At 62.6% G+C, this 26245-nt stretch carries 23 protein-coding genes; 22 read left to right on the forward strand and 1 reads right to left on the reverse strand.

The features are described 5' to 3' along the window. Positions 1 to 244: 244 nt before the first annotated feature. The 3 genes from tnpA to tnpC all read left to right on the forward strand — a co-directional run bounded on the left by tnpA (position 245) and on the right by tnpC (position 2676). On the forward strand, positions 245 to 646 hold the full coding sequence (gene tnpA, locus HAP54_RS13785; protein WP_166202958.1) for an IS66-like element accessory protein TnpA: 402 nt from the start codon (positions 245 to 247) through the stop codon (positions 644 to 646). Then, complete coding sequence (tnpB, locus tag HAP54_RS13790) at positions 643 to 993, forward strand: IS66 family insertion sequence element accessory protein TnpB (protein ID WP_166202960.1); 351 nt, start codon at positions 643 to 645, stop codon at positions 991 to 993. Before tnpA ends, tnpB begins: the two co-directional genes overlap by 4 nt. Positions 994 to 1092: 99 nt before the next feature. After that, entirely contained in the window at positions 1093 to 2676 is a 1584-nt protein-coding gene (gene tnpC / locus HAP54_RS13795) for an IS66 family transposase (protein ID WP_166215215.1), read from the forward strand. Here tnpC and HAP54_RS13800 read toward each other — a convergent pair whose 3' ends face one another. Continuing rightward, positions 2677 to 3114: a hypothetical protein gene (locus HAP54_RS13800; RefSeq protein WP_166202962.1), complete on the reverse strand. Its 438-nt coding sequence runs from the start codon at positions 3112 to 3114 to the stop codon at positions 2677 to 2679. A 297-nt stretch (positions 3115 to 3411) separates the two neighbouring features. On the opposite strand from HAP54_RS13800, the gene HAP54_RS13805 reads away from it, so the two are divergent. From HAP54_RS13805 to HAP54_RS13895, 19 genes are read left to right on the forward strand one after another with little or no spacing between them, the layout of a single operon-like run. Further along, the gene (locus HAP54_RS13805; protein ID WP_166300660.1) at positions 3412 to 6039 is read left to right on the forward strand and encodes an ATP-binding protein; all 2628 of its coding nucleotides are present in this window, start codon (positions 3412 to 3414) and stop codon (positions 6037 to 6039) included. Continuing rightward, on the forward strand, positions 6039 to 6623 hold the full coding sequence (locus tag HAP54_RS13810; protein WP_166300663.1) for a Pvc16 family protein: 585 nt from the start codon (positions 6039 to 6041) through the stop codon (positions 6621 to 6623). Before HAP54_RS13805 ends, HAP54_RS13810 begins: the two co-directional genes overlap by 1 nt. Beyond that, a complete protein-coding gene (locus HAP54_RS13815; RefSeq protein ID WP_166300666.1) occupies positions 6623 to 7303 on the forward strand; it encodes a hypothetical protein in 681 nt (226 codons plus the stop codon). Before HAP54_RS13810 ends, HAP54_RS13815 begins: the two co-directional genes overlap by 1 nt. Positions 7304 to 7343: 40 nt before the next feature. Continuing rightward, the gene (locus HAP54_RS13820; protein ID WP_166300668.1) at positions 7344 to 8474 is read left to right on the forward strand and encodes a hypothetical protein; all 1131 of its coding nucleotides are present in this window, start codon (positions 7344 to 7346) and stop codon (positions 8472 to 8474) included. 23 nt (positions 8475 to 8497) lie between these two features. Beyond that, on the forward strand, positions 8498 to 10030 hold the full coding sequence (locus tag HAP54_RS13825; protein WP_166300671.1) for a phage tail sheath family protein: 1533 nt from the start codon (positions 8498 to 8500) through the stop codon (positions 10028 to 10030). Between the two features lie 27 nt (positions 10031 to 10057). After that, on the forward strand, positions 10058 to 10492 hold the full coding sequence (locus HAP54_RS13830; protein ID WP_166300674.1) for a phage tail protein: 435 nt from the start codon (positions 10058 to 10060) through the stop codon (positions 10490 to 10492). A 14-nt stretch (positions 10493 to 10506) separates the two neighbouring features. Continuing rightward, positions 10507 to 10899, forward strand: coding sequence for a hypothetical protein (locus HAP54_RS13835; RefSeq protein ID WP_166300677.1), 393 nt, complete (start codon positions 10507 to 10509; stop codon positions 10897 to 10899). Then, complete coding sequence (locus tag HAP54_RS13840) at positions 10899 to 11087, forward strand: DUF6760 family protein (RefSeq protein ID WP_224741272.1); 189 nt, start codon at positions 10899 to 10901, stop codon at positions 11085 to 11087. The genes HAP54_RS13835 and HAP54_RS13840 overlap by 1 nt, the downstream gene beginning before the upstream one ends. Positions 11088 to 11091: 4 nt before the next feature. Then, the gene (locus HAP54_RS13845) at positions 11092 to 11535 is read left to right on the forward strand and encodes a phage tail protein (protein ID WP_166300679.1); all 444 of its coding nucleotides are present in this window, start codon (positions 11092 to 11094) and stop codon (positions 11533 to 11535) included. Continuing rightward, positions 11532 to 12566: a hypothetical protein gene (locus HAP54_RS13850; RefSeq protein ID WP_166300681.1), complete on the forward strand. Its 1035-nt coding sequence runs from the start codon at positions 11532 to 11534 to the stop codon at positions 12564 to 12566. Before HAP54_RS13845 ends, HAP54_RS13850 begins: the two co-directional genes overlap by 4 nt. A gap of 2 nt (positions 12567 to 12568) precedes the next feature. Further along, a complete protein-coding gene (locus HAP54_RS13855) occupies positions 12569 to 13261 on the forward strand; it encodes a LysM peptidoglycan-binding domain-containing protein (RefSeq protein WP_166300683.1) in 693 nt (230 codons plus the stop codon). Next, on the forward strand, positions 13239 to 14381 hold the full coding sequence (locus HAP54_RS13860) for a phage late control D family protein (RefSeq protein WP_166300685.1): 1143 nt from the start codon (positions 13239 to 13241) through the stop codon (positions 14379 to 14381). Before HAP54_RS13855 ends, HAP54_RS13860 begins: the two co-directional genes overlap by 23 nt. Next, entirely contained in the window at positions 14378 to 15010 is a 633-nt protein-coding gene (locus HAP54_RS13865) for a phage baseplate assembly protein V (RefSeq protein WP_166300687.1), read from the forward strand. The genes HAP54_RS13860 and HAP54_RS13865 overlap by 4 nt, the downstream gene beginning before the upstream one ends. Further along, positions 15010 to 15309, forward strand: a complete 300-nt coding sequence (locus HAP54_RS13870; protein WP_166300688.1) for a PAAR domain-containing protein — start codon at positions 15010 to 15012, stop codon at positions 15307 to 15309. Before HAP54_RS13865 ends, HAP54_RS13870 begins: the two co-directional genes overlap by 1 nt. A gap of 1 nt (position 15310) precedes the next feature. Further along, complete coding sequence (locus HAP54_RS13875) at positions 15311 to 15727, forward strand: GPW/gp25 family protein (RefSeq protein ID WP_224741271.1); 417 nt, start codon at positions 15311 to 15313, stop codon at positions 15725 to 15727. Then, positions 15724 to 20772, forward strand: a complete 5049-nt coding sequence (locus HAP54_RS13880) for a baseplate J/gp47 family protein (protein WP_166300690.1) — start codon at positions 15724 to 15726, stop codon at positions 20770 to 20772. The genes HAP54_RS13875 and HAP54_RS13880 overlap by 4 nt, the downstream gene beginning before the upstream one ends. Next, positions 20769 to 22673 carry a hypothetical protein gene (locus HAP54_RS13885; RefSeq protein ID WP_166300692.1) on the forward strand — a complete coding sequence of 635 codons (1905 nt, stop codon included), beginning with the start codon at positions 20769 to 20771 and terminating at the stop codon, positions 22671 to 22673. The genes HAP54_RS13880 and HAP54_RS13885 overlap by 4 nt, the downstream gene beginning before the upstream one ends. Beyond that, complete coding sequence (locus tag HAP54_RS13890; RefSeq protein WP_166300694.1) at positions 22670 to 24712, forward strand: phage tail protein; 2043 nt, start codon at positions 22670 to 22672, stop codon at positions 24710 to 24712. Before HAP54_RS13885 ends, HAP54_RS13890 begins: the two co-directional genes overlap by 4 nt. Further along, positions 24709 to 26241, forward strand: coding sequence for a hypothetical protein (locus HAP54_RS13895; protein ID WP_166300696.1), 1533 nt, complete (start codon positions 24709 to 24711; stop codon positions 26239 to 26241). The genes HAP54_RS13890 and HAP54_RS13895 overlap by 4 nt, the downstream gene beginning before the upstream one ends. The last annotated feature ends 4 nt before the right edge of the window (positions 26242 to 26245 follow it).

Genomic DNA, 26245 nt, shown 5'->3' on the forward strand with positions numbered 1-26245 from the left:
TAGCCCCATCACACACGCTTCGTCTCGATGCCCTTGGTCACGAGCGCACCGAGTCGTGGGCGGCCACTGCGAGTGACGCTGCAGCCGAATGACTTTCGTATGTGCTGGTTGGCGGATGGTGAGCGTCATGCGGAGACCACGCGCTGAGGGTTGATCTGGTCGGCTAGGAAGATCTCGCGGAATGGTTTGTCGCGAGGTCACAATGTCAAAGGATAGTCGTAAGGATAGCGATAAGGATAGGCATATGCCTATCCTCGAACACGGCGCCGACACGCTGCAGCGTGTCGAGATCATCACCGGGACGGGCCGACGTCGGCGCTGGTCGACCGATGCGAAGGCGGCGATTGTTGCGGAGAGTTTTGCGCCGGGTGCAAGCGTGTCCGCAGTGGCGCGGCGACACGACATCAGTCCAAGCCTGTTGTTTCTCTGGCGTCGCCAGGCTACGCGGGCGCAGGTCGCGGAGCGCGGGGACAGAGGCATGCCACCTGGCTTTGTGCCGGTCGCGATCACCGGCTGTGGGCGCCCGAGTGAGGAGCAGGCGGCGATCGAGATCGAGGTCGGCGCGATTCGCATCCGTGTCAGGGGGACAGTCGACCGGGAGGCACTGTGCGAGGTGCTGGCGGCGGTCGGGACGGTTGGTCGATGATCGGGCTTCGAGCTGGGTTGTCGATCTGGATTGCGACGCAGCCGGTCGATTTCCGCCGCGGCATGGACTCGCTGGCGATGCTGGTGAGCGAGGCCTTTGGAGCCGATCCGTTCGACGGCGGACTTTATGTCTTCCGCTCCAAGCGCCGAGATCGCGTGAAGATCCTGACTTGGGATGGAAGCGGCCTTGTCCTTTACTACAAAAGAATCGAGGGGCAGTTCACCTGGCCGCCGATCAAGGAAGGCGTCATGTCGCTATCTCATGCTCAGCTCTCGGTGCTGCTCGATGGCTCGGACTGGAAGCGTGTGCCGATGCGAGTTGTGGATCAGCCGATGCGAGCTGGTTGATCATTATCAAGAGTCGTTCGTCACTCATGCGGAGTTGTTGTAGAATCGCTCTGCATGAGTGATTTGCCTTCCGATCCAGCATTGCTCCGACAAGCCGTGATGACGCTATCGTCACGGCTTGCGGCGTTGTCGGAGGAATGCAGCACGCTGGCGACCGAGCGTGATGCAGCGATCGCCCAACGCGACGCTGCGATCCAGGAGAACGACAAGCTCCTGATGATCCTGTCCCAGTACAAGCGCACGATCTTCGGTCCGCGCTCCGAGACACTGGATATCGGACAGCTGTCTCTCTTCACCATCAGGGCACAGGCGGTTCGTGCCGCCGCCAACGACGACGTGACCGGAGGCAGGCTGCCTGACGGAGCGGAGGGCCGTGGAAAGCGACCGGCGCGACGCAACCGGGGGAAGCTTCCGGAGCATTTGCCGCGCATCGATGTCGTGATCGATATCGAGAGCCACATCTGCCCTTGCTGCGGCGAGCAGCTGCACAAGATCGGGGAGACCGTCAAGGAAGCCTTCGACGTCATTCCGATGCAGTACCGGGTCAAGCGCATCATGCGTCCACGGTACGGCTGCCGGGGATGCCGCCAGGGTGTTCTGCAGGCACCCGCGCCGGCCCAGGCGATCGACGGTGGAATGGTGACGGAAGCCTTGCTGGCCCACGTCGCGGTGATGAAATACGGCTACCAGCTGCCGCTGTATCGCCAGGAACAGATGTTTGCCGCCCAAGGCATCACGCTCGACCGGCAAACGCTGGCCTCGTGGATGGGCCGCGTCGCCTGGTGGCTGAAGCCGCTTCACGCGCTGTTGCGCCGCGCAGTGATGTCCTACCCGCGGCTGTTTGCCGACGAGACGCCGCTGCCAGTTCTCGATCCCGGCCGTGGCAGAACCAAAGTCTGCCAGTTCTGGGCGATCGCCACCGACGACCGCCCGTGGGGCGGCCCGGCGCCGCCGGCAGTAGTCTACGTGTTCGCCGAGGATCGCAAGGCAATCCGCGCCAGGCAGCTGTTTGGAGACTACGACGGCATCCTGCAGGTCGACGGCTACGCCGGGTACAAGGGGCTGATTAAAAACGGCGGCCGTCTGGTACAACTGGCGTTCTGCTTCGCGCATGCGCGGCGGAAGTTCTGGGACGTCCACATCGCGACGAAATCGCCGATTGCCGCGGAAGCGCTGCAGCGGATCGCGATGTTCTACGCCATTGAGGATCGCATTCGCGGTTTGCCGGCGACGCAGCGAGCTGCGGTGCGACAATCCGACACCAGACCGCTGATCGAGGACTTCAAGCCCTGGCTCGAGGCGCGACTGCTGGAAGTCTCGAAGAAATCCGGCCTTGGCAAGGCGATCCGCTACACCCTCAACCATTGGGATGGCCTGACGCGATTCATCGATGATGGGCGCATCGAGATCGACAGCAATACGGTCGAACGCAGCATCAAGCCGATCGGGCTGGGAAAGAAAAACTATCTGTTCGCAGGCAGTGAGGGCGGCGCCGAAACCTGGGCCACTCTCGCATCACTCATCAACTCCGCAAAGCTTCACGACATCGACCCACGGCACTATTTTACTGATGTTCTCGAGCGCATCGTCTCCGGACGTACCAAGATCAATCAGCTGAACACGCTGCTGCCGTGGAATTGGAAAGCCGAGCGCGATGGTTCGGAGCCAAAGCTCGCCGCTTGATCAGTTCGACGGCACGGCGTCGGGAACTTCCTGCGCATCGCTGGCGTCGTCGTAGATCTCTTCGCGGATCACGCGCAGCGTTACCTCGTGCAGATACACTTGCAGCGCACCCTCCAGCTCGGTGAACTCGGGCAGCAGGACTCGATCAACGAAGCCCCGTGACGCACGGACCATCACCGTGTTACGTCGCTGTCGGCGATAACGAAACGGCCGCAGCCCATATCGGCGGCAAAGCGCCAGAAACAGGTGCCGAGACCACTGGTCGGGAAGTGAGAATTGCTGTTCGATCGGTGGATCGTGGCGAGCAAGTTCCTCGACCCGGGCCCGCACCCGCTGCAGCGCGGCTTCCGCTGCAAGGCGCTCACCAGCAGTTCCGGCCCCCACGAACAACGCCTCGATCTTCCGAAGCTTCTCGCGCAGCTGCGACTCGCTGGTCATTCTGATCCCCGTTGCCCGCTCCGAACCGGGATCAACCCATCACCGCGCGCCGGCGGCGTCAATCATCCCGACCGCGCTATCCAGAGCATTCCGCGCAAGTCAAGCCCAGGCACCCGTGATCCTCTCGTGACGCTCACGGCGGATGATCCTTTGAGCCATCCCGATCTAGGTTGGCATCTAGATCGGATCCAATGGAATCTCGATCGGTTGGCCCCATACTTCTCGGACATTTTTGGACGATGGTTGCAATGACTTAACCCCCATAACCTTGACTTCTTTGCACAGTTGAGGGCGGCAGTGTCGACACCAAGACAAGCCAGTGCGTTGGTTGTTAGGGGAGACTGCCTAGCCAATGATCGTCTTGTCGACCAGATATTCAATTCTCTTGCGGCGGACCGCCGGATCACGCTCGTTGCGCCGGAACCGGTCACGCTCGAGCAAGCCCTTATTCTCGTCGACCTTCACGAAGAACTTGGCGTCATCGTGCTGGTTGGTTTTGAAGATCAAGTCACCCAGATCATTGACAAAATCCGGAAGAGGCGTCCGGCAATCAACTTCGCTTCGTTTCCGACCAGTGCGCCGACTTTCAGCCTCAATCTGTCGCAGCCCTACGGTCCGGGAATTGTCGAAATACTCAACCGGCCAGTAAGCGTTGGCACCATCGAATTGGTTCTGGGTTCGCCTGGTTCTCCCGAATTTATCGAGATTATCACCTTGTTGCTGAATGGCAGCAGTATGATCGCGGGAAACTCGGACCGGGGCGTGCTCGTGCCTTTCCCTTCCAGCCAGACGTTGGGCAAGGCGCCGCGTTCGGTGGCGATGGCTGAAACTCCGGACCCCTACATTACCAAGGCACTGGAAGCGGCATTAATCTGGGCTGACGCCGCGGTCGACGCATTGCTCAAATTCTGGGAGGCAGACCCAAAATCCATGCCAGGCCTACCCCTGACCTGGGAGGAACTGAGAGCGTGGTTGCGCCGCATCGTCTGCATCCAGCACGGACCAACTGAGGAGCTTGATTGCGCGTTCAAAAGTTTCTTCGCGGTGCTTGACGATCCAAAAGCGCGGCAAACACCGCTCGCCCGCATCGCGACCTTGATTGATCACGATCCCCTAACGCTGAAGCTGCTGCTCATCATCCTCAGTCCAGAATTAGATTTCCGTTTTCATCGCATCTTTGGCGCGATGCAGGACGATTTCAGTCGTCGACATCCCACGGTGGCATTAGCATGCGCCATACTTGCTGCGGCGACCAGCGACGCACGGCCGTTCAACATTCGGATCGGCCTCGCCGGTCTCGAGCGGCTGCGCAGGTCCGGTTTGATCGAAAGTTTCAAGAGCGGCATTCCTTCCGCCGATGCCGCGCTACACGTCGAACCAGCCGCATTTGACTGGATATTGTCCGGGGATATCGGGCAACTGCTGGCCGCGCCGGCACTGGCACCGCTCGTAGTTAAACCGGCGGGTGTCGGCCGGCTCCTGCCGACCGACCGGCGCGACGCGGTTTGGGTCGCCATGCGGCGTATTATCGAGGCGAACGAGGCACCGGCGGCTCTGCTGTTGACTGGCTCCGAACCTGGATGGCTGCAGGTCGAAGCCAGATTCCTTGCAAACGACGAACCGATTTGCATCTCGCCGGTGAGCGGAGCAGAAGCGGCCGTCGCGCAAGCCGTGCAGGCAGCCTTGCTTGCGGGCCGACGCTTGATCGTCGATCTTAGCGATTGGAGCGCCGCCGCCGAAGCGTTTTGGGCTGCCCTTACGCCTCTACTGACTGCCAGCTCGACGCCACCGTTTATTTTGACGCAAAACCCCGCGCCACTGCTCGCCGCGACCACGCAGACAGCACTCGCGGTGGTTTGTCTGCCGGCAGTGAAGACCAAGGACTGGGAAGGCGCCATCGCGCTGCTACTCGGCAGACCGATTGATAAACCTCTCGCCGCAGAGCTCGCGGCTCGCTATCGCCTGCGGCTCGACCAGTTGCCAGACGCCAAGGCTCTTGCCGAGGCCGCAGCCGCGGATGCCTGCCGCGAGACGCCGAACGCCGACGACTGGCGCGCCGGATTCCGCGCCGCTGCTGGTGCCCATCTGCCGGCATTGGCGCGCCGGATAGAACCGCAACCCTGCCCAAATCGCGAAGATGGCAGCTCGTGCCTTGACCGCGTCGTGCTGCCAGAGATGCAGAAGGACCAGCTTCGCGCGATCCTCGATCACGTTCGCCACAGTCACGAGGTTCTCGACGAGTGGGGATTTGGAGCGTTGTTGCAGGCGCGCGGCGTGTCGGCGCTGTTCTCGGGCGACAGCGGCACCGGCAAGACGCTCGCGGCCTACGCCGTTGCCTCGGCGCTCGCAGCCGACCTCTACGTGGTCGACCTGGCGCGCATCGTCAGCAAGTATATCGGCGAGACCGAGAAGAATCTGGACATTGTCTTCAACGAGGCGGAACGCGCCGGTGCCGTCCTGCTGTTCGACGAGGCGGATGCTCTGTTCGGCAAGCGCAGCGAAGTGCGCGACGCGCACGACCGCTACGCCAATATCGAGGTCGCTTATCTGCTGCAGCGGATGGAGCTGTTCGACGGCTTGGCGATTCTGACCACCAACCATCCGGAGAACGTAGATCCGGCGTTCTCGCGGCGATTGCGCTTCAGCATCGAGTTTCCCCGGCCCGATGCGACGGCGCGCCTTGCCATTTGGGAGCAGTCGCTGCCGAAGGGCGAGCACCGCGAGGAGGATCTCGGTCTGGAATTTCTCGCTCGTCGTCTCGATCTAACCGGCGGCAGCATCCGGCAGATCGCGCTGCATGCCGCCATGGGTGCGGCTCGCGATAAACGCATGATCGCCAAGGATCACGTCAACGCGGCGACGCGGATCGAACTCCGGCGGCTCGGCGCCTATGGCGAAATTGGCAAACTGGAGAGGGTCGCCTAGTGCCGATCCGAGCCGTCACATACGCGATCCGCGACTTGCTGCGAGACGCATTGCATCTCCCGGGAGGGCCGCCGCCGGGACCCGACACGGGCGATGTTTATGTCGGGCCGCCGGATACCGGCAAGGCGATGGATGAGCTGATTCTCTTTCTCATGCGCATAACGCCCAATGGTGAACTGCGCAACGCGGAACGCTTGCGTCCCGCCAAGGACTCCACGAAGCCGCCGGAGCGGTACGACCCCGCTGTGCCACTCGACCTTCACTATCTGGTCACCAGCGGTTCGCCCGACAACAAGTATTATGATTACGGGCTTACACGCCTCGGGCGCGCTATCCAGGCAATCGAGTCGGCCTCGCCGCTCTCGCTGCCGCTGTTTTACCAGGACGCGGTGTGGCTCTCGCTCGATCCGATGTCGAGCGAGGAGCTGTCGCGCATCTGGGGGCTGTTTCCAAACTTCAACTGCCGCACTTGTTTCATTTTCCGCGCGTCGCCCGTGTGGATCGATCCGCTCAAGCCGGTGCCGAGCGCCTCGTCGGTGATCGACCGCGACCTGCGTGGCGGCGCGCTCGCGGAGACGCTGTAATGAGCCAGGTGCTCAATCTGCTGCACGCGGAGGTCATCTCATCGGCCTCGATGTTCGCCGTTGAATTCACCCATCCGATCACCGGCTTGATCGTACGAGACGGCCTGCGCGTCGCCGCCGAGGGATACGGTCCGCCGATCAAGACATTCTCGGGCCGCTTTGCCTGGAACGAGATCGAGAAGCCGGCGGATCGCGAGATCGTCATCACGGCGGAATCAACGGATGGCCGGTTTGCCCCGCTCTCTGAGAAAATCAAGGTGCCGGCGCACGTCAAGGAGATCACTCCTGATAAGCTGTTGTTTCGACTCCCACTCGCCGCAACCGGTCTGCTCGAACCGCCTGACGGTGTGACGGCGTTCGCCGGCCAGCTTCTTGCGGGCACACCGCCGGTCGCCATGCGTGGCGTCGCCGTCAGACTTGTGTTGCGTGAGGACAGACAGACGGTGTCCTCCGACTACGTATCGAAGACCGATGATCGCGGTGGGTTCGTCGCGGTCATGAAGGGTGACGATGAGATCACACCCGTGCGTCGGTCCAAGGACCAAACGATTGACTGCTGGATCGAATTCGACAACGGAAGCGTCAAGCTGATCTACGAAATTCCTGATTTGCGATTTGCCCGACTGGTCCGCGCGGCGGAGCGGCTGATCTGGGAGCAACTGAAGCCACCGCCACCATGAGCCGCATGCCAGGTGCCATCCAGCAAACGGGAGACGAGTCATGAGTACCGGAAGCCAAGACAGCAATTGTCAATCTGAAACGAAGCCGGATCCGGATTGTCCGCCAGAACTAAAGCATCCACCGTTTGACGACGAAGCACCTGATCCTCGTATCCTTGAGCAGGCGAGGAAGGCTGCGCTTGCGTCGGCGACGCAAGGCATCGCCGACGCGACGGACGATCTTTTTTCTTCTGAGCCCGACAAGGTCAAGAAGCGCAACGACATTTTCAAGAAGTACAAGACGGACATCGCGCCCGAACCCGGTGGACCCGTCCGCGCCAAGTTTGAGAAGGCAATAGGCATGTTCGAGTCTGCGATGGCGGATTTGCTGTGCGAAGATAAGAGCACGACCTGCTCCGCCGAAGAAAGGCAAATGCCTTCCGCCGACAAGGAAAAGAAAACGCGGTTCGACAAGTGGCTACACGAACAGTTGGATCCGCCGACATATTTGTGCGATCGGCCGGAGCCGCCGTATTGCTATTGGAAGTTCATGCCCCTGTACGGGCTGTTCTTCCGGAAGAAACAGGTCGGACGCCGGTTGGACGAAAGTCTCGCGACACGCGAACTCGCCCTGCGCGACGCTCGCAACACGACAAAGGGTTGGGCCGATGCTTTCAAGGCGTGGTCCGACCCCGGCAAGTCGATCGAGGATACGATCGGGAGCAGTATAGGTGACCTCGAGAAGATCAATGCCGACATCCTTTCCAATACCAACGCCGATTACGCTATCTACCGGTTGCTGTTCGAGGTGGCGCCACGTCTGATCCAGGTCGCGCCTGCCGACAGGCCCCTGAAGAACGGCGTAGGGCAGGCCATCCTGCGGCTATCGTCTGCCCTCGTCGATTTCCCCGAACGGAAACGCGTTCTGTGTTCCGGGAAAGCCCGCAAAGACGGCAGCGTTTATCTCATTCCGGTGTCATCGGAGGATGGCAAGGATGACCCGATGCCGTTGCAGACGGAGCGCAAGGGAGTGCTGGAGGCATGGACAATATCCGCTGAAAAACTTGCCGAGGCCGATGCCGATTTCACGTTGCGCAAAGACGATGCCCCGTCGCTGAAGACTCGTTTCGACACTCTGGTGCAGACAGAAGCAAAGCTCGTCCAAGATCTGCTCGCGCCCCCCACACCCTGACCCAATACTGACCGGAGGCAATCATGCCCGAATATCTCGCGCCTGGCGTATTCATCGAAGAGATCGAGCGCGGTCCGCGCCCGATCGAAGGCGTTGCAACCAGCACCGCCGCCTTTCTGGGCGAAACCGAACGCGGCTCGACGCGGCCACGCCTCGTTACCAGTTTCAACGATTATCGCCGTTACTTCGGCGGCGCGTTCGGCGACGACAAGTACATGCCCTACGCGCTCTCCGGCTTCTTCGACAACGGCGGCCGCCGCGCCTATGTGTGCCGGATCATCGGGCCCGGCGGCCAGCCGGCCAGCCGCAGCATCGGCGGATTGAAGATCGATGCCGTCGGCCGAGGCGAATGGGGCAACCGGGTTTTCGTCAAGGTCATCGACAGCACCATCAAGGGCGGACCAAACAATACGCCCGTCGGCTTCCGGCTCCAGGTGGCGTACTGGAACACGCCTGCGCCAAACAATGCTTATCCGGACCCCTTCGACCCGCTGCAGTTGAGCATTCTGCCGCGACCGACAGTGATCGAAGATTTCGACAACCTCGTCTGGAAGGACCCGGCCTCTCCCGACCATTTCGTAAAGCGCCTTGAGGGCAGTTCGGCCTTTATTAGCGTCACGGACCTAGGGGTGACTGCGCAACCGTCAGGCAACTTCGCGCCGCTGACCGGTGGGACGACTACTCCGGCTCCCGGAATCAACGACTACAAGGGCTGGGATCTTGTCAGCAGCTTGCGGACAGGTCTTTCGGCGCTCGAGCTCGACGAATACCGCGAAGTTGCGCTTGTCACCGCGCCAAACGCCAGCGATGACGTCGCTCTTGCCGTCAAGGATCATTGCGAGAAAAACAAATTTCGCTTTGCTGTGATCGATGTCCCGAGCGGCAGAGGTAATTCCGGCGCTATCGATCCTCGCAGCAAACTTGAATCGCAATACGCCGCGTTCTACTACCCGTGGCTCTACACCGCCGATCAGCAAACCGGCGCCAAGAAATTGGTGCCGCCGAGCGGCCACGTGCTCGGGCTTTACGCCCGCACCGATAACGAACGTGGTGTCTGGAAGGCGCCCGCCAACGACACTCTGCGCGGTATCAGCGATCTCGAATACTACATCGACACCGGCGCGCAGGAGGTGCTCAACCCTCGCGGCGTCAACGTCATCCGCCAGTTCCCGGGCCGCGGCATCCGGGTCTGGGGCGCCCGCACGCTCTCCTCGAACTCGCTGTGGAAGTACGTCAGTGTCCGGCGGCTCTTCATCTTCCTCGAGCGCTCGATCTACGACGGTACGCAATGGGTGGTGTTTGAGCCCAACGACGAAAAGTTGTGGGAGCGGGTGAAGGACACCATCCGCCTGTTCCTGCGATCGCAGTGGCGTGAAGGCGCGTTGATGGGAGTCACGGAAGAGGAAGCCTTCACCATCGTCTGCGACCGTTCGACCATGACGCAGAACGAAATCCTGAACGGCCAACTCATCTGCGAGATCGGCATCGCGCCGGTGCGCCCTGCCGAGTTCGTGGTCTTCAGAATCTTCCAGAACACCGCCGAGTCGCAAACCTGACGACCGAGGCCATAAAGGAGACTCGCAATGCCACGTACCGACCCGCTGCGGAACTTCCGCTTCCGACTCGAAATCGACCAGATCACCCAAGGCTTTTTTAGCGAGGTGGCGATCGGCGAGAGCACGACCGAGCCGATTGACTATCGCGAGGGCACTGAGCCGACGCATGTCCGCAAACTGCCCGGCCTCACCAAGTACGGCAACATCACGCTCAAATGGGGCGTCACCGATTCCATGGAGCTCTACAACTGGCACAAGCTGGTCGTTGCCGGAAAGATCCAGGAACAGCGCAAGAAGGTGAAGATCATCGTCATCGACGAGGCCGGCGCCGACAAGGCGAGCTACGTCGTCACCGACGCCTGGCCGACCAAATACGATCCGAGCGATCTCAACGGCAAAGGCAACGAGGTGTTCATCGAAGTGCTCGAACTCGCCAACGAAGGCATCGAGCGCACCCGCTAAACCGGAGGTTTGTTATGGACCGTTCACCAGCCTTTTCGACGGAAATCGACTTCGTATTGCCGAAGGGGTTCATCGACGAAGCCGGCGTGTTGCATCGCCGCGGCACGATGCGGCTTGCGACGGCGGCGGACGAGATCCTGCCGCAACGCGATCCGCGCGTGCAGGCCAACCCCGCCTACCTGACAGTCATCCTGCTGGCGCGCGTGATCACCAAGCTCGGCAGCCTGCCCGAGGTCGACACCCACGTCGTCGAGAACCTGTTCACAGCAGACCTCGAGCATCTGCGCCGCCTGTACGAGAAGATCAACGCTCTCGACGATCCCGACGAGATCGCGGCGGTCGCCCCCATTGCGACCAACGGTTTCGCCGGGCAGGCGGGAGGCCTTCGCACCATGGGGGAAGCCTGATGGCCTACCCCGTGGCCCAACTGTACGGGGAGATGGCGTTCATCGCCGCCCATTTCCATTGGAGCAGGGACAGCCTGCTACTGCTGGAGCATGGCGAGCGGCGGCGGTGGTGCCGTGAGATATCGACCATCAACCGGACCCTCGACCGCGGTGGCAACGCGGCTGAGGATCTGTTCGCGAGGTCGTGAGCCGATGCCGCGCGCCGATCCCTATTCGGGTTTCCGCTTCAAGGTCAGCATCGATCAGGTGCGGACCGGCGGGTTTAGCCGCGTCAAGGGCTTGCAGCGTGAAACGCGCGTCGAATCCTATCGCGAGGGGGGCGTAAACGACTTCGAGCACAAGCTGATGACCCATACCGCCTATCCCAATCTCGTGCTCGAGCGCGGTCTCGCCGATCCGGCCTTGTGGAATTGGCACCAGGATGTGGTGGAGGGGCGGGTGAAGCGCCGCACTATCACCATCACGCTTGAGGACGATCAACGGCGCGAGGTCTGGAGCTGGAGCGCGCAGGGCGCCTATCCGGTGAAGTGGAGTGCCGCCGACCTTGACGCGCTGAGCGGTCAGGTGAATGTCGAAGCGGTAGAGTTCGTCCACCACGGCCTCTTGCTCCGGCGAGCGGGAGGGCAGGCCGCATGACACCTGTTCGTCTTCGTCTTGTCGCGCCGCTTCGGACGTTGCTTGCACCGCTTCGTCCGATCATCGGCGTGGCGTCTGCCGCGCGTCGCGTGCCGGTGCCGTTACGTTGGCGCAAGCGTTGGTCACCGGTCGCGGATTCCGTGCCACGATCCCTGCCAAACCGCCGTGTCGATCATTTTCATCATTGGTCGGCGAGACTGGAATTTGATTGGCGCCTCGGCTTGGTGGCGCCCCTCGCGACGACTTCAACGTTCGCACCTTCGCCGGTACGTATCAATTCAGCGACAAGCGCGTCTGCCGCGATCCGTCCGGCAGTGCTGTCCCGGCGCGCCATCGCCGGTCATTTCGACCCAACGCCAACCACCCGCATCTTGCCGCAAGTTCCTCCGGCATTTCGGCCACGCAATGCACTCGCTATTTCCGAGCCGTCAAAGCCTGCCCCTATAAGCAGGATCGTGCGCCGATCCGCCCTGACTTATGTCGTGAACAAAGAGCGACGATTGGTGCATCACGGACGGACTACCCCGCAGCAAACGGTATCGCCGGACAAAGCTTACATCGCGCCGTCGGTACGATCGGTCTCTGCGGCAAGCGTGGTACGCCGGTCACGGCGTTCGCCAGCGATCCTTTGGATCGACGTGCCGGCACCGGTCTCCCTCGTGCGGCGCCGCTTCATTCGACTCACCGCGCCGGCCATCGCGCCTCTCGACCGCGCGCCCGCCGCAGTCGGTCTCCCGCGCCGTCAGGTGCGGCCGCCCCTCAGTTTGACCTGGCGCGCGAAGGATGACGCAACGGCTGCGCAGCGCGTGGAGGCAGCCGTTCCCGCGCGTGTCAAAGCGAGCCATGCGATGCCGGCCATGATGCACAGCGCCGTCGAGGCGGTGCCGGTGACGACGGTGACGCGTAGCAACGCCGTTATTGCCAGCTCGTCTTCGACCGCGGCGGCGCCGGACTTCAACCGTCTCGTTGACGAGGTGATGCGGCGTATCGATCGGCACACCCGCTCCGAGCGGCAACGGCGGGGGCTCTGAGCATGCGTCTCGAGAAGGCCTTTATCGAGGTACTGGGCGGCTCGCGCCAGGGCACCCGTCTGCCCGTCCTGTTCAATCCCGCCGAGTACACGCTCGAGCGCACCAACGCCTTCAAGTCGACCCCGGTCCCCGGGCTCGGCAGCCCGCTGATCCAGTTCGTCAATGGCGACGCCGCCACGCTGTCGATGGACCTGTTCCTGGACGATCTTACCGATGCTGGCGGGGCGGCGGAGGGCAGTCAGAGCGGGCCACCGAAGCCGGTCGACCAACGGATCCTGGAAGTCACTTCGCTTCTCGACATTGATCGCACCTTGCACGCGCCGCCCCCCGTCCGCTTCGTATGGGGACCGCTGCGCTTCGATGCCGTGCTCGAGAAAATCGGCCGCAAGGTCACGCTATTCCGTCCCGACGGCACGCCGGCGCGAGCAACGCTGTCCTGCAGCTTCCGCGAATATCGTCCGCTGTCCCGCCAGCTCGACGAGCCGCGCCGGGAATCCTCGGACAAGACCAAGCGCCGGCAGCTTCGCGGCGCCGACACCATCTGGCTAATCGCAAATCAGGAATACGGCGACGTGAGTGCCTGGCGCGTCATTGCCAGTGCCAGCGACGTCGACGACCCGCGCGAACTCAAGCCGGGCGACTGGCTGCGCGTTCCACCATGGGAGGGGGACAATGGCCTTCGCCGCCCAAACTGACGTGCGCCACAATTTCTATGCGCCCTCGGGCACGATCGCGCTCGGATCGGCCGACCGCGACATGCTGCAGACGTACGGGCTCGCCTTCACGCAAGCCGAGGTGGATCTGCAATTGAGCGTCAGCGGCCAGTTCCGCTTTACCGTGCCCGATACCTTCGATATCGGCCGCGGCGATTTCCTCACGGCGCGCGGGAACAAGGCGCTCGATCTGCTGAAGCTAGGCACCCGAGTCTGGATTTCGATGGGCTATGGAGACCGGCGTGGCCAGTACCTGCTGATCTCCGGTTACATCACCGCCGTTTCCACCAATTTCGCCGAAGGCGGATCGCCCGAACTCGAAGTCTCGGGAGTTGATGAAACCTACCGGCTGACGTTGGGCACGCGCGAGCACCAATTCAACAACAAGTCGATCAAGGAGGCGGTCGCCGCAGTCGCGCAAGACAACAACTTCAATCTGACTCTTGCCGGCACGCCGCCGAACAATGTCTCGCTCGACTCCAACATGCAGAGCGACCTCGACTTCCTGCGCAAACTGGCCGAGAATTTCTCCACCTCCGAAAAGAAATGGGAATTCTACGCCCGGCCCGCGAGCGGCCGGGGCGAACTGCATTTCCGTCCGCGCCAGACCGATATCGCGCCGGTCGGCACGCTCAAATGGGGTACCGATCTCCTGAGCTTCAAGCCGGAGGCCAATCTCGGCAATCAGGTCTCCAAGGTCGAGGTGCGGGGTTGGGATGAGGTCAAGAAGGAGGCCATTCTCGGCGTCGCGATGCGCGGCAATGAGCCTGGCCGAATTAAAGCCGGAACTGTCACCAGCGGCGGAGACCTGCAGCAAACCATCTTCGGTCGCGAGTCCGTGCTGCAACTGCGCTATCCGGTCAAATCCAAGCAGGAAGCGGACGAGCGTGCCGCCGCCGAACTGGCGCAGCGCGCCAAGGATTTCGTGCGCGGCGAAGGTGAGACCTTCGGTTTTCCGGAGCTGATCCCCGACACCAACATCCGGCTCGACGGACTCGGGAGTAAGTTCTCGACCACCTATTACGTCGAAAAGACGGTCCATCGCCTCGATGGCTCAGGTTATCGCACCCGCTTCAACATCCAGGAAACGACAAGCAAATGAGCGTCATCCCCATCCGATCGGAAAGCACGCACGAGGCTGGCGGCACCGTCGCCGGCGTCGCCTCCGCCATTGTCACCGCCATCAATGACCCGGAGGGATTGGGGCGGGTGAAGCTGAAACTCCCCTGGCGCCACGAGAAATTCGAGACCGATTGGTGCCGCATTGCCATGCCGATGGCCGGCAAGGACCGCGGCACCTTCTTTCTGCCGGAAGTGAATGACGAGGTGCTCGTCGCGTTCGACCGCGACGATATTCGCTACCCCTACGTGCTCGGCCAGCTCTGGAGCCGGACCGACAAACCTCCGAAGAACGACGCTGCCAATAAGAACGACTTGCGCGTCATCTGCTCGCGCAAGGGCCACGTCGTGATTTTCGACGACGGCTCCAAGGGCAGCATCCGTATTGAGCTGAACGATGGCAAGCGGATCGAAATCGATGACGACGGAATCGTCATCGATGACAAGGTGAACAAGCTCACCTTCAAGAGCTCCGGAGGCGCCGTCACGCTCGAGGCGGGACAAACCCTCACGCTGAAGGCGCCCACGATCAGTGTGGAGGCTTCGCTGAAGCTCGACCTCAAAGGCGGCTCCGCGCTCAACGCCAACGCCACGATGGTGAGGATCAACTGATGAGCCAGCCGGCCGCCCGCGTTACGGACATGACCGGCCATGGCACGCCGCTCGGGCCTGGCCCCGGCTGTCCGACCGTGCTGATCGGCAATCTTGCAGCCTGGCGGGCGCTCAGCGACAGCCACATCTGCCCGCTCTCTGACGGACCGAAGCCGCACGTCGGCGGTGTAGTGACGAAGGGCAGCGTCAGTGTGCTGATCGGCGGTCTGCCCGCCGCCCGGCAGGGCGACATGATCATCGAGGCCGGCGCTCCCAACCCGATCGCAGCCGGCGCGCCCAACGTGTTGATCGGAGGCTGAGTTGGAAAATATCGACCAAAAGGATTTCCTCGGCGTCGGCTGGGCCTACCCGGTGAGCGTCGATGCCCTCACGGGCGACGCTGCGATGGCGCGCTACGAACGCGACGTGCACCAGGCCATCCGCATCATTCTGGAAACGTCGCACGGCGAACGCGTGATGCGCCCCGACTTCGGCTGCGGTATCCACGATCTGGTCTTCGAAGAGATCAACGTCACCACCCTGCGGGCCGTCGAAGCTTCGGTGCGCGAAGCGCTGACCAGGTTCGAGGCGCGGATCGAAATCGACAACGTGACGGTCGACCCACGGCAGGCGCTCGACGGCGTGCTGCTGATCACCCTTACTTATCGCATCCGCCGTACCAACCAGGTCGATAATTTGGTTTATCCGTTCTACTTCTGCGAAGGCGGCCCGCAATGATCGACGAACCGGCAATCGACGGTCGGCGGTATGAGCAGCTCAAGAACGAGCTGCTGCGCCGCGCGGACGTGCTTTTGTCGAATGACGGCCGCGCTCTGCCGGTCGGCACGGTCGCCGCGGCGCTGTTCGATGCGGTTGCGCGCATCGGCGAGGAGGTGACGCGCCGCCTCGACAAAGTGCCCGAAAAGCAGGTCGCCAATTTCCTGACCGAGGCACGGATCGGTCGCGATCCGGCACGGCCCGCCCAGCTCCCGGTCGCCTTCGTTCTCGCGGAGCGCGCCGCGGACGGCAAGGCGGTGACGGGCACGCGCCTGATGACTGGCGATGGCGAACCGGTGATCTTCGAAACCGCCGGCGACATCACTTTGATCGGCGGCGACATCACGGCTATCCGGGGCGTCGACGCCGGCAAGGACGCCATCACGCTGCCGCCCGACGCCTTTACCGGGCTGGAGCCGAAGACACCGCCGGTCGTGCGAGTCCTGAAGAGCGGCGCCAGCGCCGGCGCGACCAAGTTGCAGCTCAATCCCGCTGCCGGCCTTGAAGCCGGGATGATCCTCAAGCTCGGGCCGGCCGCAGGCGCGCCGCAGCACCGCATCACCGCGGTGGAAGACGATCTCGTCACCATCGATCCCGCGCTAGAACAAAGTGTCCCGGAAAACCTTGCAGTGACCACCGTGAGCGGCTTTGCGCCGTTTGGCCCCGGCACCCGCAACTGGCAGAGACATGTTCTCTATCTCGGCCACGAAACGCTGTTCGATCTGCCATCCGCGGTCAGCCTCCGCATCTCCGGTCTTGCGTTGCCGGAAGCCACCATCTGGGAATGGTGGGGGACGACAGGGGATGACGAGAAGCCTGCTTGGCGTCGCTTCGAACCGAAAAATGTCGGCTCGGTGCTCGAACTGAGAAAGCCAAAGGGCAAGACATTGATGCGTGAGGTGCACGGTCAGACGAAGTTCTGGCTACGCGCGAGATTGCCCGAGGAGTCCGGATCGCTCGCCACCGGCGCCGACATCCGTGTCGCGGTGGCCATCAACGGACTTTGCTCGGATAAGCCCGGCGAGATCTGCAAGGGCACGACGAACGATGAGGCCCTGAAAGTCGATTTCGAAGCAATCGCCAACACGACCCCGGTTGTGCCCAACAAGGGATTCCATCCTTTCGGCCGCGAACCGCGTTTGTTCGACACATTTTACGTCGGCAGCGCGGAAGCGCTCTCGAAGCCGGATGCGAAGGTGACGATGTGCTTCGACCTCGGAGGGCCAGCGCTCGGCCCGCTGATGGCGATAGAGGATGGCCTCAAGATCAGGGTATTCGGTATTGGTACCGATGGGCTGATCTACAGCACGCGTTTTGAGCCTGAAGTCTCTCCACGCCTCGAGATACTGCCGCGGCCTCCGGAGACTTCAGGCCCAATCATTTCGCAAGTCGGTTTGGCTGCATTTCTGGGTAAGGACGGCTTCGTCCGGCTCGCCGCAGCCGGAAAGGACGGCGTGCACCTGGCGACGTTCGCTTTCAACGACCCTATCACCGTCGATACCGTGAAATGGCAGCGGCTTGCGGGCAAAGAGGCTGTCGGAGAGTTTACGAACGTTGCTTTCGTGCCGCTCGACGGCGCCACCACGTTCGATGTGCTGGGGCTCGATAAGACGAAGCGGCTATTGCGCTGGCCGGGCGGGGCGGGGGACGCCACGCCATGTAAGGGCATGACGAACAGCTTGCTTACCGCCCAGGTCAAGGAGGAGTCCGCGAATGACAGAGCGGTCGTCGTCGTCACAGAGGAGGACCATAACGACAAAACAAAGGAGAAAGACAGAAACAAAGAAGCGAAAGAACCGACTCACTATCGCTTCCAGGTGAGAAGGGCGAACGCAAAGCACTACACGGCTCTGCTGCCGGCTACCGGAGTGTTTGTCAACGACCTCGCGGTTTGGGCACGATTCACTGGCGAGGAGCCCCAACTATTCATAGCTGGTCGCAACAGTGACACGTCCCAACGCCAACTCCGAGTGATTGGAGTGATCCTATCCGAGGACAGCGCGGGGACGCTCTGCCCGCCGCCTGACGCTCCCGAAGCGGACAGGAAGTCATCCAAGGTATTTCTCGACAAATCGCTTCCGGATCTGGGTGGTGGCCTTCCGACGGCATTTCTCGAACCGGCCAAACCTGAAGTTCCTCCCGATTTGATTTTCGCCACCCTCAATCCGCTGCGCATCGTCTGGATCAAGAGTGACAACGATTTTGAGTGGAAACAGGCGCTTGATCCGTTATCGATCGGTTTCAGCACTAACATGTATCGCCAGTTCATTGAACTTGGCCGCTTGACCTTCGTGCAGCGAGAGGATTTTGGCATCTCCTATCGGGAATCAGTGGGTTCTTTGGACATTATTGAAGTGCGTGGAACCCCGAGCTACACCGCCGCGTCGGACAATATTCCGACGGAGACCAAATATGTGGTGTTCAAGGACGCGGACTCGGGTAACGCTTTCACCTTCGGCCATTCAACCGACGGCCGTGTGCTGCTCTTGCCTTTTGCGCGGCCCGACAGTCCTGCGCCAGTAGCGAGGAACGGGGAGGCAGGCCTCTACGCGGTCGACCAAGACCACTCGGGCAAAGCGACGACGGTCAGCAAGAGGGTCATTAAGCTGGAGAGCAGTCCACCCGAAGTTGAATCGATCCTCATCGCACTCAATCAGATCGAGGATCAAGGCAAATCCATCGCTGCGGGCGTCTGGGAGCTCATCCCTGCAGATGGTGAAGGGAGGTGGAAGCACAAGTCGATCAATCTACCGACGGCGCCCGCGGGCGGCAGCCTCACTTACAATTTGCTGAAGGGTCCGACCTTAAAGACCATCGACGTCCGCGAAGTCCTATTACTTGCGCAGCCGCATGTCCTCGATGGCAAGCTGCCCCCACCGCTTGTATCCGACGCCGATCCGAGCTTCTTCGTTCGCACTGTCAAGGACTTTGGAAACAAGCGGGCGATCGAGTTTAGGCACGACTTACTGGTGAACTTCAATACAGCTCGTCTGCGCCATGCCTTAGGCAACTGGCAGCACGTCGGCCCCGACCAACCTGACAACCCAACCCTCTCGTGGGAGTACTGGAACGGCCGGGCATGGTGGGCACTCGACAAACTTGTCGACGGCACCGCCCACCTTCTGTTGAGCAACGGCCTGCATTTTATCGTTCCTCCGGATATTGCCGCGACCGAGGTCGGTGGCAAGGTCAACTACTGGATTCGCGCCCGGCTGATCGGCGGCGAGTACGGTCAAGCACGGGTGAAGGTCAAGACCACTTCTAATGGCAATCAAAGCGTTCAGGAGATCGACCGCGACATCTCCGCGATCCGCGCGCCCTATGTGGCGCGATTCCGTATCGGTTACTGCGCGCCGAATTTCGTGCTGCCGGAAGTGATCCTGACCAAGGACAGTCTCGGAACCCGCGATCAGACCAGCGCCAATGTCGAGGGCCAACGAGTCGAAATTTTCACGCCCATTGCCGACCTGATGAATTCCCACGCGGGGTCATCTGGGGATAATGCGGACGATACCAGGTGCTGCGACCCCTGCGCCACGGACAAGGCGGCGGCTCCGGTTGCGCAGAAGGCTTCCGCTTCCGGAGAGCCGTTTACGCGCGGCCTGCTGATCGGGCTCGCAAGGCTCCCGCAGGCGGAACGGGTCACGCTATATGCCGATGTCGTGCCCAACGGTGAGGTCCGCGAACTCGAGGCGGAGGTGCTGCACAAGGGCGTGTTCAAGTCTTTGCAGGCCGATGACAACACCTATGGTTTCAGCGAACCCGGCATCATTTCGTTCCCCGTCCCCTTCGCAGTCGACCAGGTGGACGTCATGGGCCAACCTGCCTGTTGGCTGCGCTTCCGTCCGAAAAGCGGCGGCGCGCAATGGTCGCCCAACCTTCGCGGCCTCTATCTCAACGCCGCCCTCGCGCGGTCAGTCGAGACGCGCGAAATCGCCGGGCTTGGCGTCTCTTCCGGGATACCGGGCCAGGAGTTGACGCTGGCGCAGCCGCCGATCGAGGTGAAGAGCCTCGACCTGCGCGTGCGCGAACGGCCTAGCGATGCCGAGCGTGAAGCGCTGCAGCGCGACGGCGGCGCGGACGTCATTCTGGAGACGATCGGCGAGATGCCGGGGCCATGGGTGAGGTGGCGCGAAGTCGACGATCTCGGTGCCTGGGAGTCCACCGACCGGGCATACATGCTCGATACCGAGACCGGCACGGTGCGCTTCGGCGACGGCGTGCGGGGCATGATCCCGCCGCTCGGCGCCGACATCCTCGCGCGAAGCTATCGCCGCGTTATCGGTACCAGGGCCAACGGTACGCAAGCAGGCGCCGAACTGCAACTGATCTCGCCAATTGCAGGAGTCGACAAGGTCGTGGCGCTCGATCGCGCCGCCGGTGGAGCGGATGTCGAAACCAATGAACTGGCGCGCAAACGTCAGCCGGCCAAGCTCCGGCATGGCAACCGTGTGCATACGCTTGCCGACATCGAGGATTTCGCGCTTGCTTCCGGGCAGGACGTTGCCCAGGCGCGAGCCAGCAGCTGGCGCGGCGGGGTCCGACTGATCGTCGCGCTCTCCGGCGCCAACCCGGTCCCCTATCCGGCGCGCATCCGGGCTCTGACGCGACAGCTGACCGAGGCCGCAGGCTATGGCCTGTCGCGTCCCGGCGGGCTCACGGTGATCGGCCCGCGCCTCTTGAAACTCCTGATCAACATCACCCTTATCCCCGACGATCCGGATCAGTCCGTCAGCCTCGCGCAGAAAATTCGTGACGGGCTTGTGGCATTCTTCGATCTTGCGAGCGGCGGCTTCAACGGCGCCGGCTGGCCTCTCGGCCGCCTGCCGACGCCCGAGGACATTGCCGGAGCGCTCGCCACCGTCGCAGACAAGGCCGTAATCGAGACGGTCGAGCTTTACAAGGAAGACGGTGAACCGATACCCGACGTCGTTGCGCCGAACGTACTGGTGCAGCTGGGCGAGGTGACGTTCGACTTCCAAAAAGCCGATGAGGTTGCCGCATGATCCCGGTCATCTCGCTGCTCGACGATACCGAATTCAACGGGCTGGTTGAACTGGCGCGCAGCCGTCTGCCATCCCAGGCTAGGGTATGGACCGACTATAATTTCTCCGACCCCGGCATGACGCTGATCGATCTTGCCGCGTTCATCGCCGACACCCAGGTCTATTCGCTCTCCCGCAATCGTCGCGATGAGCGCATTGCGATGGCCGGCCTGCTGGGTGTGCATCCACTTGGCGCCGAACCGGCGACCGGTACGCTCTATCCTCCCAAATCGAACGATCCGAACACGCGCTACCGTCGCATCGAGGTGGGGACGCGGCTGTCGCCGATCCGTTCCTCCGCGCCGCGGCTGCGCGTCGCCGAGACGATGGACATGCTGCCGCTCACCGTCGAAGCCGTGGTGACCGAGAGCCCGGCGGGCACGATCAACCACACCGCCGCCAACGAGCGGCCGCGCGCGAGCTTTGCTCCCTTCGGCGCGCCCACCAATCCCGACGCGGCTCTGAGGATCACGCTCAGAACCATTCCGGACGTCAAGCTGCCGGATCAGGAGGAGCTCAGGCTCGCCCTCGGCTTCACCGTCGAGGCGGACAGCGAACCTGACGATCTGCTGGGCAGGATCAAACTGTCCTATCGATCCGCGGCCGGCGAGGAACGTCCGCTCGAGCTGGTCCTTGACACGACCAGGGACCTGCAGCGCAACGGCGTCATCATCGTCATTCTTGCAAAGGCACACTTGGAAGACTCCCACCACATCATCCTGCGGCCGACCGGCGCGGGTGCATTGTTGCCGCGTCTCGTTCGCGTCGCCGTCAACGCCCTGCCGGTCGATCAGCAGGTCACCGCGAAGATCACCAGGCCCGAGTTCGGCAACGAACGGGCGGGCCAGACGCTTGAACTTGGTCCGTCTGACCTGCTCGACGATCAGGATCGTCAGGATGGCGCGGTGTGGCGACTCACGGAGAAGTGTCCACCGGTCGTCGAGGTCGGCAAGACGACTTGGAAGCGGCGGGACCCGGACACCGCCGATCCCGACGCGGAGGTCTATGCGTTGAACGAGGCGAGCAGCGGTGCGCGCATCACCCTGCGCTTCGGCAACGGCATCAACGGCCGTCTCCTCGCGCCGCGCGACAGCCTCAAGGTGACGCTGAGCCTTAGCCGCGGCGGCGCCGGCAACGTGCATCCGCAACTCGACTGGGCCCTCGAAAATCACGGCCTCAACTGGATCAACACGACGCCGATCCGCGGCGGCAGGAATCCGCTCGAGCCGGAGGGCATGCTTGACGAAGCGCGCGTCCGGCTGCGCGCCCGGCGTCCGCTCGCCATCTCCGCCGACATCGAGGACGCAGTGCGCAAGCTACCGTATGCCTATGCCATCGCGCGTGCCGAGGTTGAGGAAGGTTGGGAGCCCGGCCGCCACAAGCCCGCATCTCCGCGCACCCGCACGCTCGTCGTGTCGCGCCGCGCGATCGGTGGGGACGCGACCGAATCGCCGGCCTGGATCCGCGCCATCCGTAGACGCATTGCTCCTCGGCTGGACCTTGGTGAACGCCTGATCGTCGTCGCGCCGAACTACCGGAAGGTCAGGGTAGAGGCGACGATCGTCGTCGCGACCGGCCTGAAGCCGGAAACCGTTGCCAAGGCTGTCAAGGATGACCTGCTTGATCGTCTGAGGCCGGTCGGAGAGCGCGGCAAGAACTGGCCGCTCGGTCGCCAGGTCAGCGCCGTCGCGATCGGCGGTTGGATCCACCGCGTAGCCGGAGTAGCGCGCGTCAAGGAACTCAAGTTCCTGGACGCGACGGGCAAACCGATTGACAAGGGCGTCCTCAAGCTCAAGCGCGGCGAGCTTCCGGACTTGACTGATGTGAAGATTGACGCCCGGACCGCGGAGGCGCGGTCATGACCCGGCGTCCCACCTACCATTTCGTGAACGTCAATCACTGGGCGCAAGCCCTTTCGGCGACGCCGGGCAGCACACGACTACTCGACAAATCCGACGGGCAGCGGGTGCGGGCTTTGCCCGAGAAGACCAAGGCGCTGGCGGTTGCCGGTCGGGAGATCTGGTTTATCGACGACACGGACCACCTGACCGTCGATGGTGTCTGCGGCCCGAAGGTGCCCGATGCAGAGAAGCTGGTTGTCGGCCCGGAGCGCGTCTGGCTCCTGGCCGCCGACACCTTCATGCAGTTCGACCGTCGGACGTTGCAGTTGCTGAGCAAATTGCCGGCGGGCGACGCCGAAGCGATCGCGCCTGACGGCAAGGATGGGCTGTGGGTTCTTCGCGGCAGACGTGCCGATCACATCGATGCGGCTGGGCGGCCATTGCCGCCCGTCGATCTCGGCGAGCCCGCTCGTGATCTCGCGCGCGGCAACGGCACCGTTATGGCACTGACCGACAAGGGCCTGGGTCTGCGTCAGCTCGGCGGCGATCCGCCGTGGGAATTGCGTTTCGAGGAAGTGTTGCGCGATCAGCCGTTGGGCTGGCGCGCATTCACCGGCGAACGCCTTGTCTCTGGCGAGCACCTTGCACTGGTCCGCGGCGTGTGGTCGCGGACGAACGGCGGCGGTGAGGAGAAGGTCCCCGGCGGGGTGATTGTCGCACCGGACGGTTCGATCGTGACCAGTTTCGAATGGCACGAAGGCGGCGAGCCCGCGCTCGTGGTGCTCGATAAGGCCGATCTCCTGGCACTGTTCGGCGACGATCTGCTCCGCTTCGCCGGCACGGCGGCCGGTGGCGATATTCGCCTCACCCCCGCCCTGATCACCGAGACTCTGCATGGCAACTGGCTGTACGCGGAGGTCAACGCCCGCCTCCCGGAAGGTGCGACCCTGACCATCCGGTGGGCGGCACTGAAGGACCAAGCGCTGATCGACACCATCAAGGCGATCAAGGCCAACACCGCATTGACCGCGGCCCAGCGTATCGCCGAGATCGGGCATCTGCTCAAGTGGCATGAGGTCACCTACCACGGTCTCCCGCTTGCGGCAGCGGCGGCCATCAAAGCAGATCCGGTACCGGTCGAATGCTTTTCGGTCTCGTTGCATGAGGCGGAGCACGGCTCGACAATCTACGTCGAACTGCGGCTCGAGGTGCAGGGTTCGGCCGGCCCGGCCGGCATCGTCGCGCTTTCGGTGACGCACGACGCCAATGGCCTGATGGCGCATCTCCCGGCCGTCTATCGCGGCGCCGGCGATGCCGACGGAACATTGCGGCGCGTCGTCAGCGTGCTTGAGGCCACCACCCAGAGCATCGACGAGCGGATCGCCGATCTTGCGCGCCGCCTCGATCCTGAGCGCGCGGACGCTTCGCGGTTGCCAGCGCTCGCCGCAATGTTGGGTCTGCCCTTCGATGCGGCATTGCCGCCGGGTATGCAACAGGCAGTGGTCAAAGCCGCGCCGGAGATCTTCGAGCATCGCGGCACGCGCCACGGCCTCGAAGTCCTGCTCAACGCCTTGTTCCCCAAGCGCCCGATCCGTATCGTCGACCGTGCAGCGAGGCTCCTGCCGGTCACGCTCGGCGGCTCCCCGCTTCCTGCGCTGCTGATGGGCCAGGCGATAAGAGTGCCCAAGCTCAATGCTCGGCTGGTGCTGGGCAAGACGGCTCTCTGCGCCGCCAGTCTCGGCGACGACGATGGACTGATCGTGCCGACGGCCGAGGTCATCGTGACCATCCCGGCGACCTTCTACGAGCGGCGAAAGCTCGGCGCCGCACTGCGTCAGATGCTCGAAGCGATGCTGCCTGCGGGAATGCGGCTGAAACTGCGCTGGTCATCCTGGCCTGCCGGCATTCAGCCGGCGAGTGACGTGCTCAGCGTCGTCGATTCACCCCTCGATCTGCGGATCGGCAGCGGCCAGCCGCTTGGCAACGCGCGCATCGGCGGCCGCCGCGATCCCAGAATTGCCCCCGACGGCATCGTGCCGATCGCACACCGCCTGCTGTGAAGGAGTTCGACATGACTTGTGAGGATCACGGACCTAAGACCGCGAGCGACCACGGCAGCTGCAGCCCAGCGCTCCGGAACCGCTATTTCAGGGGCAAGCTGCTGACCGTTGCCGATTACAAGGCCGAGCAGCGCTACTTCATTGAGCGGCGGCGCATGGTCAATCGCGCCGTCCTCGGCTGGGGGGTGATCTCCGGGTTCAGCGTCAAGACGGTCGATGAGCGCAAGGTCGAAATCGGGCCCGGCGTCGCCTTTGACAAGCGCGGCCGCGAAGCCGTCGCCTGCGAGAAAGTCCGCCTCAACGAGCGCGACGACGTCGTTTGGCTGAAGTCCGGCAAGGTTTACGACGACGAGGGTGGCAAGAGACCGGCATCATCCGGCAACTACATACTCTCCGCCCACTATGCGGAATGCCGCGTCGATTGCGTGCGGATGGACGAGGGATGCGGTGAACCCTCGGTCGAATGGAATCACATCCGCGAGACGGTCGTATATTCGTTGCAGCCGCGTGACGATCATTCAGCCCATCGCCGGTGCCACACATCCGGGTTTTCCCCGACCGTGTGCAATGATCCAGATGCAAAGCAATGGAATCTCGACAACGAGAAAAAAGCCATTGTAGCCGGTCCCACTGATCGCGGTCCGCACGCGACGCTCGCCAGATGGAGCGCCGACTGGCTTGAAAACTCCGATCTCTGCACGGTGCATGAGCTCTGCACCTGGAAGGGCTTGTCGTTCGATCCATCGGCCGGTGTGCCGCTCGCCGTCGTTGCCTTTTCTGATGGCGGCTGCGGTGGATTTTTTATCAGCGAAATTGACGAAGTCGCTCCCCGGCGCCTGATGCGTCCCAACGATGCACTTTACGATCTGATCCGCGGCTGCGATCTGACGCGTATCCAGGACGTGGGCTGGGGTGACTGGCACGGACTCCAGGAACACGTAAGACGCGGGGCGTTCCGACGGAAGTTTGTAACTCCCCCATCTACAAATTCGAAACCAAGCATTATAGACGATGATGATTCATACCAGCGGGGTGCCGGAGAGGATAGCAATCCACCGGTGGACACGCTCTTCTGGGTCTGCTTCTCTGCGCCGGTTCAGATCGCATCGCTTACGCCTGATGTGATGAGCATAGCGATTATTCGCCCGGATGACGACGACAGAGGTGTGGTTCGTCGTATTCCGATTGAGCGGCTCTGGATCCAGGAGCCGTTGAAGGGCGACCCTGAAGGCACGACACGAAGTTTCCGACCGATGGTCAGCTGGAAATATTGGGACGGCGAGATCAAACCGCGTGCGTCATCGGGCTTGGAACGTGTCAATCGCGTGGAAATCCATATCCACTGCGACTCCATCATTGATTGGGCCGGCCAAGCCGTCGACGGCAACGCCATAGGTCAGCGCTTTCCATCCGGTAACGGCACGCCGGGCGGAGATTTCGCCTCGCGGTTCACCGTTGATCCGAACGGCACGTATCCACCCCCCCATGCCGATGGAGCCGCCGCAGCAGCTCCTGTCACCGCCGCTTAAGGAG

Source organism: Bradyrhizobium sp. 2S1 (assembly GCF_011516625.5).
Classification (GTDB): domain Bacteria; phylum Pseudomonadota; class Alphaproteobacteria; order Rhizobiales; family Xanthobacteraceae; genus Bradyrhizobium; species Bradyrhizobium septentrionale.

What these genes read in the sequence shown, in the direction of transcription:
- HAP54_RS13850 (WP_166300681.1), top strand. Translation starts at nt 11,532, where the DNA reads ATGACACCTGTTCGTCTTCGTCTTGTCGCGCCGCTTCGGACGTTGCTT.
- HAP54_RS13835 (WP_166300677.1), top strand. Translation starts at nt 10,507, where the DNA reads ATGGACCGTTCACCAGCCTTTTCGACGGAAATCGACTTCGTATTGCCG.
- HAP54_RS13870 (WP_166300688.1), top strand. Translation starts at nt 15,010, where the DNA reads ATGAGCCAGCCGGCCGCCCGCGTTACGGACATGACCGGCCATGGCACG.
- HAP54_RS13845 (WP_166300679.1), top strand. Translation starts at nt 11,092, where the DNA reads ATGCCGCGCGCCGATCCCTATTCGGGTTTCCGCTTCAAGGTCAGCATC.
- tnpB (WP_166202960.1), top strand. Translation starts at nt 643, where the DNA reads ATGATCGGGCTTCGAGCTGGGTTGTCGATCTGGATTGCGACGCAGCCG.
- tnpC (WP_166215215.1), top strand. Translation starts at nt 1,093, where the DNA reads ATGACGCTATCGTCACGGCTTGCGGCGTTGTCGGAGGAATGCAGCACG.
- HAP54_RS13855 (WP_166300683.1), top strand. Translation starts at nt 12,569, where the DNA reads ATGCGTCTCGAGAAGGCCTTTATCGAGGTACTGGGCGGCTCGCGCCAG.
- tnpA (WP_166202958.1), top strand. Translation starts at nt 245, where the DNA reads ATGCCTATCCTCGAACACGGCGCCGACACGCTGCAGCGTGTCGAGATC.
- HAP54_RS13880 (WP_166300690.1), top strand. Translation starts at nt 15,724, where the DNA reads ATGATCGACGAACCGGCAATCGACGGTCGGCGGTATGAGCAGCTCAAG.
- HAP54_RS13860 (WP_166300685.1), top strand. Translation starts at nt 13,239, where the DNA reads ATGGCCTTCGCCGCCCAAACTGACGTGCGCCACAATTTCTATGCGCCC.
- HAP54_RS13885 (WP_166300692.1), top strand. Translation starts at nt 20,769, where the DNA reads ATGATCCCGGTCATCTCGCTGCTCGACGATACCGAATTCAACGGGCTG.
- HAP54_RS13890 (WP_166300694.1), top strand. Translation starts at nt 22,670, where the DNA reads ATGACCCGGCGTCCCACCTACCATTTCGTGAACGTCAATCACTGGGCG.
- HAP54_RS13865 (WP_166300687.1), top strand. Translation starts at nt 14,378, where the DNA reads ATGAGCGTCATCCCCATCCGATCGGAAAGCACGCACGAGGCTGGCGGC.
- HAP54_RS13800 (WP_166202962.1), bottom strand. Translation starts at nt 3,114, where the DNA reads ATGACCAGCGAGTCGCAGCTGCGCGAGAAGCTTCGGAAGATCGAGGCG.
- HAP54_RS13815 (WP_166300666.1), top strand. Translation starts at nt 6,623, where the DNA reads ATGAGCCAGGTGCTCAATCTGCTGCACGCGGAGGTCATCTCATCGGCC.
- HAP54_RS13820 (WP_166300668.1), top strand. Translation starts at nt 7,344, where the DNA reads ATGAGTACCGGAAGCCAAGACAGCAATTGTCAATCTGAAACGAAGCCG.
- HAP54_RS13840 (WP_224741272.1), top strand. Translation starts at nt 10,899, where the DNA reads ATGGCCTACCCCGTGGCCCAACTGTACGGGGAGATGGCGTTCATCGCC.
- HAP54_RS13830 (WP_166300674.1), top strand. Translation starts at nt 10,058, where the DNA reads ATGCCACGTACCGACCCGCTGCGGAACTTCCGCTTCCGACTCGAAATC.
- HAP54_RS13825 (WP_166300671.1), top strand. Translation starts at nt 8,498, where the DNA reads ATGCCCGAATATCTCGCGCCTGGCGTATTCATCGAAGAGATCGAGCGC.